The sequence below is a fragment of the Bacillus sp. FS02 genome, from assembly GCF_024398395.1.
GTDB classification, from domain to species: Bacteria; Bacillota; Bacilli; order Bacillales; family Bacillaceae; genus Bacillus; species Bacillus altitudinis.
The window spans coordinates 2,881,593-2,894,734 of the sequence record NZ_CP074101.1; the positions used below are offsets into that span (position 1 = coordinate 2,881,593).

Here is a 13,142-nt window from a genome sequence, read left to right on the forward strand (position 1 = left end):
CTCCTCCCAATCAATTCACTCTTCAACTTATTTCCCAATTATTACATGATATAAACATCAAGCCCCCAATATGTGGGGACTAATGATTTTTTTTAGTATAAGGTTCTTCTTCATATGGCTTCAAGTCACCAAACACCGTCATGACGCCTTCTTCATCTAATGCTTCTTCATAAGCTTCGTGTGCTTTATTTGGATAGACCTTGCTTGCTTTTCCTTCAATATCAGCAGCTGCAAACCCTTCGTAGTCTTCCACATAATCTTCATCTTCTGATTGTGTATACACATCATCGTAAGTCAATGGAGGAAATTCCATATCGGATGGGGTATCAGAGTTTCCATAGCGTTCTACATCTTGGTAGGCATCTTCGCCATCATATGCAGCACTTTCTTCATTTTCAAATTGCCCTGAGGGCGGACTTAATAAGTCCTCTTCAATGGGTCGGTTTTGTGAAACGGTCTGTTCTTTTGAATGCTCTGTGCATGTGATGGCGGTGGGAAGGGCTTCTAAGCGTTCTTTAGGAATAGGGGCTTTACACACTTTACACAAACCATAAGAGCCGTCTGCCATTGCTTGGAGTGCTTCATTGATATCGGACAGATGCTCATGTTCCAAACTGTTTAAGGCAATGTCTTTTCCGCGTTCGAATAGTTCTGTCCCTTGGTCGCCAGGGTGGTTATCATAGGCTGACAGTTCGCCCACTGAATCATAAGGAAATGATACTTTCTGTTCATCGTCATGGCTTTTGGCTTCAATTTCTTGTTTTTCATCGAGAAGTCGCTGCTTCAACAGATGTAATTCGTTTTTAGACAACAAAGCGATCACCCTTTCATATCAAACATATTGTTAGTATGAGCAAATTTTTATGTAAGACTTGTGCCAATTTGAAGCAATTTTTCAATAAAAAACGCCTGCGGCTGCAGGCGTTTCGTGTTATGCGAGATAGTATTGTAAGATCAATGCGATCGTTAACAGGAAACCAAAAAAACGTATTGGTTTGTGCTGTCGACTTCATGGCATTCATTAATTCAATTGGTTTTTCTTTTTGCTTAAATTCTTTAATGGCTGTATAAGCTTTTGGCACACTGAGTAAGACAAGAAGGCTCCAAAGACCCACGATATCCATAAAGATATAAACAAAAATGAGTACATATGAGATCACAAACATGGAAAGTAGGATGTTGACGGCCGCTTTACGTCCAGCTAGGATAGCAAGTGTCTTTCGTCCATTCTCTTTATCACCGTCTAAATCACGGATATTGTTCGACAGTAAGATGGCACCAACTAAAATAGAGATAGGTAATGAAACGAGCACAGCTTTTGATGTCAATGTTCCTGTTTGGATATAGAAACTAATTAAAATGATGCCTAGTCCCATAAAAGCACCTGATACAAGTTCTCCAAATGGTGTATAAGCAATTGGTACAGGGCCACCGGTATAAAAATAGCCTGCTGCCATACAAATTAGTCCTATGAGTGCAATCCACCAGCTAGACATCATGCAAATATAGATCCCAAGTAATAAAGAAAGCGCGAATAAGGCATAAGCGAGGCCTAAAACTGTTTTTGGTTTTACACCGTTTCTCACGATCGCTCCGCCGATACCGACAGATTTCTCATTGTCCAATCCGCGAACATAATCAAAGTACTCATTAAACATGTTCGTTGCAATTTGGATAAACATCGATGCAAATAGCATAGCTAAAAATAGCCCAACATGTATTTGACCACTCGGAAGTGCTAGGACAGTTCCTAAAGTAACGGGAATAAATGCCGCTGTTAATGTATGCGGTCGTAGTAAATTCCACCAAATCCGCCAGTTTTTATCAGGCTTAATTGGTGAAAGCTGATCTGATATCGATTGATGCTGCATAAAATATACTCCTTTAAATAAAAAAATACGTACACGTCCAAATTCCAGTTTAGCAAAGTTCAAAAAGGTGTCAATATATTGATGCGATGAAACAAGAAAAAGATGTTTGCTAATCGTTCCCATCTAGAGAGAAAGCTTGATCTTCGAACAGGTCTTACCATTTTTTAAGGGATGTTCTCATTTCAATAAGCGGGAGCGAAAAAATCTTGAAAGCGTGATATAATAAGGATTCGAGGTTTTAAAAGCTGTTTTCTTTACTAAGTTCATCTGTTAAGGTTTATAATAGAAAAGCAGGTCATTCGACATACTCGAATGTTCATGTATTTTTTTACATGATGGTTTTATTTTTATATGTTATTTCATGGATTTTGGAGGAATGTATCATGGTGACAACAGTGCAAAGTACTTTCCGGCAGGAAGCGCTTGCGACATTAGAAGAAGCGAATAACGTCAACCATGCTGTTTTGATAAGCTACTCCAGAAGAGTTGACGATCTGGATCCTCTTGCCTTTTTCCAAAGCGGCGAAGCGGATTTTTTAGGCGAGCGGTTTTTTTGGTCTGATCCAGAAAGCCAAATGATATTTTCTGGACTTGGCAGAGCGGCCGTGATTAAATCATCAGAGCAAGGCAAAGAACGATTCAATATCGTCCATCAAGAATGGGAGCAGCTGAAACAGCATATGTTCCATTTTCATGATGAGAAGGAGTTAAAGCAAGCGGCAGTTGGTCCGCTTTTATTTGGAGGATTTTCATTTGATCCATATGAAGAGAAGGCGCGTCACTGGGAAGCATTTGGCGAGGCTCATTTTTTTGTGCCATCGATGATGCTGACTGTTTCCAAAGAAGGCACGTTTCTAACGATCAATCAATGGAACGAGGTGGACGGGAATGTTCATCAGCTCATTCAAGAGTTAGAACAGAAAGCTTCTAATTTTGATGCATTGCCTGTCAGAAATCATGGACAAGCTGAGCTTGTGCATATGGAAGAGTTAGATGTCCAGGAATGGATGAAAGCAATCCATGAAGCGACAGAACACATTCGTGTGAACGAATATGAAAAGGTTGTTTTAGCAAGAGAAGTCTTGCTTCACTATAAAAATCAAATAGAACTCGCTCCACTATTAGCAGAATTACTAAAACATCAAACAACGAGTTATGTATTTGCTATAGAGCAGGGAAGACAAGCATTTGTCGGGGCGACGCCTGAACGTTTAGTGAAAAAAAGCGGTGGTGAAGTCTTTTCATCGTGTTTGGCAGGTTCCATTGTACGTGGTCAAGATGAAGTAGAAGATCAGGCACTAGGTGAGGAACTGCTGCATGATGAGAAAAATTTGATTGAACATCAAATTGTCGTGAATATGATTGAGCAGGCATTTGAAGCAAACTGCCATCATGTGCATAAGCCAAATCAACCAAGTCTTTATAAAACGAAAAACATTCAGCATTTATTTACACCCATTGTGGGAGAAATCAAAAGCAGCTGTTCACTCTTTTCATTAATTGAACAGCTTCATCCAACACCAGCGCTTGGAGGATATCCTAAGGAAAAAGCGGTAGAGGTGATTCGTGAAATCGAACCGTTGAAACGCGGTTGGTATGCGGCGCCAGTGGGATGGATTGATTCTAAGGACAATGGAGAATTTGCTGTCGCCATTCGATCAGGTCTTATTGAGGAAGACCAAGTTCGTTTGTTTGCTGGATGTGGAATTGTAGAGGATTCCCTTGCAAAACAAGAGTATGAAGAAACGCAAGTGAAATTAAGACCAATGCTGTCTGCTCTTGGAGGTCGTCCTATTGAATAATCAAATCATGACAAGATATATTGGCAGATTAATGGATGAATTTGTGCAAAGTGGTGTGAAGGAGGCAGTTGTTTGTCCTGGCTCCCGTTCAACACCGCTTGCGATGCTCGCTCTTGCTCATCAAGAGATCAATGTCCATGTGTTAGTGGATGAACGGTCTGCTGCTTTTTATGCATTGGGTCTTGCGAAAGCGAGCCAAACACCAGTGCTACTCATTTGTACATCAGGTACGGCAGCAGCTAACTTTTACCCAGCTGTTGTCGAGGCACATTATTCTCGGGTACCACTGATTGTTTTAACTGCTGATCGGCCGCACGAATTGAGGGAGGTTGGGGCACCTCAAGCGATTGATCAGCAATTCTTATTCGGTAAGTTTGTTAAATGGTTCACAGACTTAGCTTTGCCAGAAGAAAGCCAAACGATGCTGCGGTATGTCCAAACTGCTGCTGCTAGGGCAAGTCATGTGTCTATGCAGGAGCCAAAGGGACCAGTTCAAGTGAATGTGCCGCTGAGAGAACCATTGCTACCTGACTTGTCTATTGATCCTTTTGATAGAGAAGAAGGAGCTGCGAACAAAGTTTTAGCAGCAGGTCAAGCTCGCCCGGATGATCGGGTTATGTCAGAATTAGTGTCTATCATGAACAAAGCGGCAAAAGGAATCATTGTTGCTGGTGAACTTCACTCGGTGGAAGAGCAGGCGTCAGTGTTACGTCTTGCAAAAGCTTTGCATCTGCCAATTTTAGCTGACCCGCTTTCTCTTTTGCGAAATGGACATGAAAGTGAAGAATACATTATAGATGCATACGATTCTTTGTTAAAAGATGAGGCATTGCAGCAGCATCTCTTGCCTGAAATGGTCATTCGTTTTGGACCGATGCCTGTGTCTAAGCCTTTATTTAAGTGGCTGGAAAAGCATGCGGAAGTGAAGCAGATTGTCGTCGATGCTGCGGGTGGTTATCGAGATCCTGGTTTAAGCGCATCATACATGATTGAAAGTCATGTAGCCTCTTTTGTAGAAGAAGTCTTGATGAGAGCGGAAAAGCGTCAGGATACATCTTACTTACGACGCTGGCAGAGTGTCAATTCTTCTTTTAGAATGCATGCAAATCAATACAATGATGAGGACCTGACATTTGAGGGAAATGTCTATCGTCAGCTGCAGCACCTTTTGCCAAAAGAGAGTGTGCTCTTTATCGGAAATAGTATGCCTATTCGAGATGTCGATACCTTTTTTGAAACGCAGTCAAAACCGTTTCGGATGATGGCGAATCGCGGAGCAAATGGCATTGATGGTGTTGTGTCCACAGCTCTTGGAACATATGCAGCCTTGAAACAACCCATCACTTTAGTCATCGGTGATTTGTCTTTTTACCATGATATGAACGGTCTTCTTGCAGCTAAGCTAATGGACATTCCGCTCACGGTTGTGTTGTTAAACAATGATGGTGGAGGAATCTTTTCTTTCCTTCCGCAGGCATCCGATGAACCGTATTATGAAAAGCTCTTTGGTACGCCGACTGGGTTGAATTTTGAGTATGCATCAAAGCTATATGGGGGAACCTATTCGAAGCCGACAACGAAAGAAGAGTTAAAAGATGTGTACTTGGCGCATATCCAAGAACCAGGGCTTCATTTAATTGAGATTGAAACTGACCGGCATTCTCGCGTGGGCAAACATCGCCAAATGATGGACGAGATATTGAGGGAAGTGAAAAAAGAATGCCTTCACTCATAATACGAATGCACGATGGTGTGTCGTATGAGGTGATAGACCATAACCCATCTGCTGAAAATGCCACGTTATGTTTACATGGCTTTACAGGGAGTGCAGCTTCTTGGGCTTTTTTAAATACTTATACAGAAAAACATACGAGGTTGATTCAGGTCAGCTTGCTTGGACATGGCCGCACAGACTCACCAAAGAGTATAAGAAGATATGCAATGTCCCAGCAGCTGGCAGATCTTGCTGAAATTTTAGATCAATTAAAGCTTCACAAAGTGAACATTCTCGGATATTCTATGGGAGGGCGTATTGCTTTATCATTTGCCTCCCGTTATCCAGAACGTGTAAACAAGTTGATTCTTGAGAGTACATCTCCAGGGCTGAACTCTTTTAAAGAGCGGATGGCGAGGCTGAATCATGATCATCAGCTAGCTCAAAAGATCAGACATGAAGGATTAGCGCAGTTTGTGGATTTTTGGGAGAACATTCCGCTGTTTGCTTCGCAGAAATCCTTGCCAGCGGACAGGCTAACGCAACTGAGAGAGGGAAGGCTAAAAGCCGATCCTAACGGGCTGGCTCGCAGCTTAGAAGGTATAGGAACCGGTTCACAGCCGTCTATGTGGGAAGCATTAAAGCAGATAAAACAGCCTGTTTTACTCATTTGCGGAACACTTGATAAAAAGTTCTGTGACATCGCCAAACGTATGCAGCAGGAGCTTGAATACAGTCAATTCACAGTAGTAGAGCATGCCGGGCATACAGTTCATGTGGAACAACCACATTTTTTTGGTAAAATAGTAAGTGAGTTTATTTTATCGCAAGATTAGAGGAGGAAATATTGATGGCTATTGAATGGCAAACTGAGCGTCAGTATGACGAAATTTTATATGAAACATATAATGGGATTGCAAAAATCACCATTAACCGTCCGCATGTACATAATGCATTTACACCAAAGACTGTAAGTGAATTAATTGATGCATTCTCACGTGCTCGCGACAATTCAGATGTTGGTGTCATTGTCCTTGCAGGTGCTGGAGGAAAAGCATTCTGTTCAGGTGGAGACCAAAAAGTACGCGGTCATGGCGGCTATGTAGGAGACGATCAAATTCCACGTCTAAACGTCCTAGACTTACAGCGTTTAATTCGTGTCATTCCAAAACCAGTTATTGCGATGGTTGCGGGCTATGCGATTGGCGGCGGGCATGTGCTTCATGTCGTGTGTGACCTTACCATTGCAGCAGACAATGCGATTTTTGGACAAACAGGACCAAAAGTGGGCAGCTTTGATGCTGGTTATGGATCTGGCTATCTTGCACGTATTGTGGGTCATAAGAAAGCAAGAGAAATCTGGTACTTATGCCGTCAATACAATGCACAAGAAGCGCTTGATATGGGACTTGTCAACACAGTTGTACCATTAGAGCAGCTGGAAGAAGAAACAGTGAAGTGGTGTGAGGACATGCTAGAAAAGAGCCCTACTGCTTTACGATTCTTGAAAGCTGCATTTAATGCGGACACAGATGGATTAGCTGGTATTCAGCAATTTGCAGGAGATGCGACCCTTCTTTATTACACAACAGATGAAGCAAAAGAAGGACGCGATTCCTTTAAGGAAAAACGGAAGCCAGACTTCGGTCAGTTCCCTCGTTTCCCTTGATTCAATGATATGGATGAAAACAGCTTAGTGCATCAGACTGAGCTGTTTTCTTTTATGAAAAGGAGGTGTCATGATGAAGCAACCGAATTGGCTGCTGCACCGTGCGTATTTAACGCCAGACCGGGTCGCACTCATTTATCAAGACAACGAGTGGACATTTCGTGATTTAGCGAATGATGTAGACCAACTTGCAAATCGACTGACACGTGCATCTTTTAAAAAAGGGGATACGGTTGCGATTTTAATGAACAACCATCCTCACATGGTCATGCTTGTTCACGCTTGTTTTTTATTAGGCTTCAAGATTGTGTTATTGAACAATAAGTTAACAAAAGCAGAGAGACGTTTTCAGCTGAAAGATGCGAAAGTCATGGCTTTATTAACAGAGCCTGCATATGCAAATGAGCATCATGGTGATTTACCTGTTTATACAATAGAGACTTTACCTGATGCAGATCATGATATGGAAAAGAAGGTCGTACATGATATTGATTTAAATGAGACGGCGACGATTATGTATACATCTGGAACGACAGGACGCCCTAAAGGGGTGGAGCAAACGTTTGGCAATCATTTTCATAGTGCTGTTTCCTCGGCATTGAATTTAGGGATCAGGGAGGACGACCGCTGGCTCATTGCCTTGCCTCTTTTTCATATAAGCGGTTTATCCGCTATATTTAAATCTGTCATATACGGTATGACTGTCGTGCTTCATCAAAAGTTTGATGTCGATGAAGTCAAGGATGCTATTGAACAGCATCGAGTGACGATGGTGTCAGTTGTACAAACCATGCTGTCCCGTTTATTAAGTGGACTTGAAGAATGTCCGTCATCTTTGCGCTGCCTGCTGTTAGGCGGAGGCCCTGCGCCTTATGCGATGCTTCAAGAGAGTAAGGAGAAAGGATTTCCTGTGTTTCAATCGTACGGTATGACGGAGACCTGCTCACAAATTGTGACACTTGCGCCCGAATTTAGTGTGGAAAAGCTTGGATCAGCGGGAAAGCCCCTTTTTGGGTGTGAATTAAAGATTCAAGATGAGAACCGTCCGTGTCGTCCTTTTGAGCATGGTGAAATCATGGTAAAAGGTGCAAATGTCATGAAAGGCTACCTTTATCGTCAAGAGGCAACAGCTGCTGCATTTGAGCAGGGCTGGCTGAAAACGGGTGATATTGGCTATGTAGATGAGGACGGATTCTTATTTGTGCTTGATCGGCGGTCAGACTTAATTATTTCTGGCGGAGAAAATATTTATCCAGCAGAAATTGAAGCAGTTCTTTTAACACATCCAAATGTAAAGGAAGCCGGAGTGACGGGTATGTATGATAAAAAATGGGGAGAGGTACCTGCTGCCTTCCTTGTGACAGATGAGCAGATTCCGGAGAATGAGCTCTATGCTTTATGTCAGTCGCAATTAGCCAAGTATAAATGGCCCGCCGCTTTTCACTTTGTGGATGAGCTGCCAAGGAATGCGTCGAATAAATTGCAGAGGCACAGACTCAAATCAAAGGGGTTTTTAGATGATTCAAATTGAACGTGTGATCTTATATCATGTCACGATGAAACTCAAACAGCCGTTTACAACGAGCCTTGGGACCATTTTAGAGCGTGAGTTTATTATTGTCGAGGTCAAAGATCAAACAGGATTAACTGGATGGGGAGAGGTATCTGCCTTCTCTTCTCCGTGGTATACAGAAGAAACCATCGAGACCTGCTATCACATGCTGAGGGCTTTCTTTATCCCGAACGTGCTGACCCGATCTTTTACACATCCTTCGGACATACCAGACAGCTTGTACCATTTTAAAGGCAATAGAATGGCCAAAGCGGGAATTGAGGCAGCTGTGTGGGATATTTATGCGAAGCGAGAAAATAAGTCCTTACGTGACGTCTTAGGCGGTACTAGAGATAGAATTCCATCTGGTGTCGTTGCGGGGTTAGGACCAGTAGATGATATGATTCAGCAAATCGAGCAGTTTGTTGATCAAGGCTATCAGCGTGTGAAAGTGAAGATTAAGCCGGGACAAGATATTGGACTTCTACAAAAGATAAGAGAGTCTTTCCCTCACCTTCCGTTAATGGCGGATGCAAACTCTGCTTATGAATTAAAAGATATTAGCAAACTGAAGCAGCTCGACGATATTCGTTTATTAATGATTGAACAACCTTTAGCCGCAGATGACATTGTCGATCATCGGCATTTGCAAAAGCATTTAAAAACACCAATCTGTTTGGATGAAAGTATTTGTTCTTTAGATGATGCGAGAAAAGCTGTAGAACTTGGAAGCTGTCAGATTATTAATGTGAAGCCTTCACGAGTTGGAGGGCTGACTGAAGCTCTTAAGATTCATGCGTTCTGCCAGGAGCAGCAGATTCCGTTATGGTGCGGGGGAATGATTGAAACAGGCATTTCTCGCGCGCAAAACGTGGCACTTGCATCACTTCCGCAATTTACGATTCCTGGGGATATTTCAGCATCGTCGAAATATTGGGAGCAGGATATCATTTTTCCTGAAATTAAAGTTGAAAATGGGTTTATTGAAGTACCTCGTTCTCCAGGTATGGGTGTAGAAGTTGATTATCAAGCGCTTCGTTCTTTCTCAGATAAAATTGATGTGTTTACAAAACATGATTTTGTGAAATGAAAACGAATGAATCGCCATTTGCACCATCCATAGAACCACTGTATAGTTGAGGAAAGTTTTTCCTTCCTGTCTGAACAAAAAGAAAGAGCGGTCATCCGCTCTTTCTTACTCTTCTACAAGCCCGCTGTCGTAAGCAAGCTGTCCAATATACTGATGCATGTCATTGGGCATGTCGGAAACATGTCCGTATTCATAATCCCAAAGATTTAAAAAGGAGTGAGCTGCTTGATAAAATGCAGCCTCGTCCGTGTCCTGAATTTCTTCAAGAAACGTTTGAGCAAGCCGATCGTTTTTCAAAGCGAAGCGCCTCCTTTAATTAGACTTAAAGGTCTTGAGGTTTAAACGTTTTACAGTCAGTTTCTTCACTTTTCTCAGCCGTATTTCCTGTATGGCTGACGACATAAATTGCATCTGCACCACAACGATTTCCAGCATTCCAGTAGGAACAGTTGTTTACTTCACAAAGGATTTTTTGACTCATACAGATGACCTCCTTTTGAGTATGTCTTTCATCTATAATGTAACCGAAGTAAGGGGCGTTCATTCATGTTAATCTTCCTGACGAATATAACGCTTATCTTTCATAAACAATTTCCAGAAGAAGTAGAACCCAGGGAATAGGATGATAAACCCTACAATATACGTAATAAATAATGCCCTAAATGTGACGGGATCTGTAAACCCAGACATGATGGTAATATCAGGATAGGCCATATAGGGCAAATGCGCATGTCCATACACATAGCTTGCTAAGAAATATTGAATTGTAATGGCGATAACCGCTAAACGTGGTCTCCCTTTCCGATGTTTAAAGCGACTGTTTGGTAAAAATAGAGCCAAACCTGCAAGCAAAAACATGAGTAGAGAAACAAGAAGGATCGGGATGTTCTGCATCATTTTTGTGAACAGCCAATTGGCCTCACTTCTCAGTGTGAGCATGATAAAGAAAGCCATCATGAGAGAAAGTGGACCCGTAATCAGTGCTCCTCTTCTATAAATGTTATAAGCCTCATCTTCGTTTGCAACATTAGAAAAATCAGCTAAAAGCAAAGATGAGAGGAAAAGGGTACTGAAAATCGCAAAACCTACGAAAGAATAGACATTTGCGCTTGTAAAGACCAATCCTAAATCTAATGAGTAGACATTATTCTCCTGAAAGATGAATCCACCATGTGTAATGGGGAGAACCATGATGAGGATGGACGGAATAATAAAGCCGCTAATTCCTGAAATATATGTAACGGCTTTTCTATATTTTTTAGGCAGTGAATGAGAGAAGACGAGAAATCCGCTTCGCAGTGCAAGAAGCAACAAAATAATGCTGCCGGGTATTAATAGAACAGTGCCTAGCACAAATGTTGCACCTGGAAACAAGCTAAACAAGGCAACGACGATGGCCACAATGAAGACGTTTGTTACTTCCCAAGTGGGAGAAAGATACTTATTTGCGATATTTGCGGCCTTTGTCTGCTCTTTATTCATGTAAATCATTGACCAAAATCCTGCACCGAAATCCATTGATGCCATCACTGCATAGATAAACACGAATCCCCATAAGATGGTGATTGCAATGAGTGCATCAGTTGTTACATCCATTTGCATCAAGATCGCTCCCTTTTTAAGATTCTGTTAACCGTAAGTCTTCTTCAATTGAATGTTTTCTAAAGTAGTACGTCAGTACAATCACAGTTGCGATGCCTAAAATGAGATAGACAATGGCAAAAAGGATGAAAAGTGTACCGATAGATCCTGATGATGTGACGACTTCAGAGGTTTTGAGCATTCGATAAATCACCCATGGCTGACGGCCTGTACAGGCAAAGATCCAGCCGAATTCAATCGCCAAGAGACTAAGAGGCCCGCCAAATAAATAAAGGACAAGCAGCCATTTTGGGTAATGGTCGCGTTTTAAAATTTTGCGGTAAAACAGTGCTAACATAGCAAAGAAAATGAGCAATGAGCCGATAATGACCATTCCGTTAAATAATGTGTGAATAAATAAAGGCGGCCACTCGTCCCTAGGGAAATCATTTAACCCTTTAACCACAGTATCAAAGCTATTTCCTGCAAGAAAACTAAGCGCCCAAGGGATTTCGATTGCTCCTTTGATTTCTTGCGTATTGGCATCAGTAAAACCGCCAATAGCCAGAGGCGCATGTGATTGCGTTTCAAATAAACCTTCAGCACCCGCTAATTTTTCAGGCTGATATTCATACAGAAGCTGAGCTGATTCGTGACCGTTTAAGGCTGTGAGAAAAGAGAAAAGTCCACCAACAATCAGTCCAAGAAAAAGGGCTTTTCGATGAAAGGTATAGAGCTTTTCGTTTTTTCTTGTTTTCAACATTTTAAATGCAGCGACAGAAGCAATGACAAAAGCGCCTGTTGTAAAAGCAGACAGTACTACATGTGTAGCAGTGACAACAAAACTTGGATTAAAAAAGGCCTTCCAAGGTTCGATATTCGTTATTTCTCCATTGACCATTTGAAAGCCAGCGGGTGTTCCTTCAAAAGCATGTACGTTTGTAATGAGAATCGCTGAAGCTGCTGCACCAATGACAACGAAAATAACGGTAATGATGCGCATGGCTGGTGATAAACGATCTGCTGCGTACACATAAATAGACATAAATAATGCTTCAATAAAGAAAGCATAAATTTCTATTTGAAATGGCAGTGACATGACTTTTCCGATGACCTCCATAAAACCAGGCCATAGAAGGGCAAGCTGCGTACCAGCAATGGTACCGGTTGGAATGGCGACCCCTAACAGAACAGCCTGCGCTTTTGTCCATCGTTTGGCCATGATGGCATAATGCGGGTCCTTCGTTTTTTGAAAGATGAGTTCAGCTAACAAAATCATTAGCGGGATGCCTACGCCAAGCGAGGCATAAATAATATGGAAGCCCATTGTTGTGCCGAACAGACTTCTAGCTAAAACGAGATCAGTCAATTTTTTCTCCGCCTTTCTTATCGCATCTCTTTTGATGGTGTTTATTATTCTCCACCATTTTTAGATTATTCTTCCTGATTAAGAAAGCTTGTTTTTTGACAAGTTGTAAAAGAGGGAGTAGAATATAATTATAAAACGTAATCGTTACGTTTTAATGATGAAGGGAGTTTTGACATTGAAAAGAGATATTCATCCAACCTCACATGAAGTTGTATTTATGGACGTAAACAGCGGTTACCGCTTCTTAAGTAGATCAACAAAGACATCACATGAGACCGTAGAGTGGGAAGATGGGAAGACTTATCCTGTCATTAAAGTAGAGACAAGCTCTGATACGCATCCATTTTATACAGGACGCCAGAAATTCGGAGAAAAAGGCGGCAGAGCGGAGCAGTTTAAGAAAAAATACCAAATGTAGACAAAGAAACACACCTGATCATGGTGTGTTTTTTTGTGCAGTAAAAAACCCCGGCTGATCGCACGGGGTTCATGAA

The 13,142-nt window shown here is 41.8% G+C and carries 12 protein-coding genes and 1 pseudogene; 7 read left to right on the forward strand and 6 right to left on the reverse strand.

The window, feature by feature from the left end; translation table 11 throughout:
* Positions 1-79 precede the first annotated feature (79 nt).
* Positions 80-814 carry a TraR/DksA C4-type zinc finger protein gene (locus tag KFQ09_RS14745; RefSeq protein WP_116307311.1) on the reverse strand — a complete coding sequence of 245 codons (735 nt, stop codon included), beginning with the start codon at positions 812-814 and terminating at the stop codon, positions 80-82.
* Positions 815-931: 117 nt separating this feature from the next.
* A pseudogene (locus KFQ09_RS14750) lies at positions 932-1,871 on the reverse strand (1,4-dihydroxy-2-naphthoate polyprenyltransferase).
* A gap of 383 nt (positions 1,872-2,254) precedes the next feature.
* On the opposite strand from KFQ09_RS14750, the gene KFQ09_RS14755 reads away from it, so the two are divergent.
* From KFQ09_RS14755 to menC, 6 genes are all read left to right on the forward strand, one after another.
* Complete coding sequence (locus KFQ09_RS14755; protein ID WP_255835785.1) at positions 2,255-3,673, forward strand: isochorismate synthase; 1,419 nt, start codon at positions 2,255-2,257, stop codon at positions 3,671-3,673.
* The gene (gene menD / locus KFQ09_RS14760) at positions 3,666-5,408 is read left to right on the forward strand and encodes a 2-succinyl-5-enolpyruvyl-6-hydroxy-3-cyclohexene-1-carboxylic-acid synthase (protein WP_217816455.1); all 1,743 of its coding nucleotides are present in this window, start codon (positions 3,666-3,668) and stop codon (positions 5,406-5,408) included. The genes KFQ09_RS14755 and menD overlap by 8 nt, the downstream gene beginning before the upstream one ends.
* Positions 5,393-6,223 carry a 2-succinyl-6-hydroxy-2,4-cyclohexadiene-1-carboxylate synthase gene (gene menH, locus KFQ09_RS14765; protein WP_255835786.1) on the forward strand — a complete coding sequence of 277 codons (831 nt, stop codon included), beginning with the start codon at positions 5,393-5,395 and terminating at the stop codon, positions 6,221-6,223. Before menD ends, menH begins: the two co-directional genes overlap by 16 nt.
* Positions 6,224-6,237: 14 nt before the next feature.
* Positions 6,238-7,056, forward strand: coding sequence for a 1,4-dihydroxy-2-naphthoyl-CoA synthase (gene menB / locus KFQ09_RS14770; protein WP_008342913.1), 819 nt, complete (start codon positions 6,238-6,240; stop codon positions 7,054-7,056).
* Between the two features lie 70 nt (positions 7,057-7,126).
* Positions 7,127-8,587, forward strand: coding sequence for an o-succinylbenzoate--CoA ligase (locus KFQ09_RS14775; protein ID WP_035391033.1), 1,461 nt, complete (start codon positions 7,127-7,129; stop codon positions 8,585-8,587).
* On the forward strand, positions 8,574-9,698 hold the full coding sequence (gene menC / locus KFQ09_RS14780) for an o-succinylbenzoate synthase (RefSeq protein WP_035391035.1): 1,125 nt from the start codon (positions 8,574-8,576) through the stop codon (positions 9,696-9,698). The genes KFQ09_RS14775 and menC overlap by 14 nt, the downstream gene beginning before the upstream one ends.
* Positions 9,699-9,803: 105 nt before the next feature.
* Here menC and KFQ09_RS14785 read toward each other — a convergent pair whose 3' ends face one another.
* The 4 genes from KFQ09_RS14785 to KFQ09_RS14800 all read right to left on the reverse strand — a co-directional run bounded on the left by KFQ09_RS14785 (position 9,804) and on the right by KFQ09_RS14800 (position 12,648).
* Complete coding sequence (locus KFQ09_RS14785) at positions 9,804-9,995, reverse strand: hypothetical protein (RefSeq protein ID WP_035391037.1); 192 nt, start codon at positions 9,993-9,995, stop codon at positions 9,804-9,806.
* A gap of 25 nt (positions 9,996-10,020) precedes the next feature.
* Positions 10,021-10,179, reverse strand: coding sequence for a DUF1540 domain-containing protein (locus KFQ09_RS14790; protein ID WP_008360682.1), 159 nt, complete (start codon positions 10,177-10,179; stop codon positions 10,021-10,023).
* 68 nt (positions 10,180-10,247) lie between these two features.
* A complete protein-coding gene (locus KFQ09_RS14795; RefSeq protein WP_169476099.1) occupies positions 10,248-11,294 on the reverse strand; it encodes a cytochrome d ubiquinol oxidase subunit II in 1,047 nt (348 codons plus the stop codon).
* A gap of 22 nt (positions 11,295-11,316) precedes the next feature.
* Positions 11,317-12,648 carry a cytochrome ubiquinol oxidase subunit I gene (locus KFQ09_RS14800; RefSeq protein WP_008342925.1) on the reverse strand — a complete coding sequence of 444 codons (1,332 nt, stop codon included), beginning with the start codon at positions 12,646-12,648 and terminating at the stop codon, positions 11,317-11,319.
* A 175-nt stretch (positions 12,649-12,823) separates the two neighbouring features.
* Here KFQ09_RS14800 and KFQ09_RS14805 point away from each other — a divergent pair, with 175 nt between their 5' ends.
* Positions 12,824-13,066, forward strand: coding sequence for a type B 50S ribosomal protein L31 (locus KFQ09_RS14805; protein ID WP_017358374.1), 243 nt, complete (start codon positions 12,824-12,826; stop codon positions 13,064-13,066).
* Positions 13,067-13,142 lie beyond the last annotated feature (76 nt).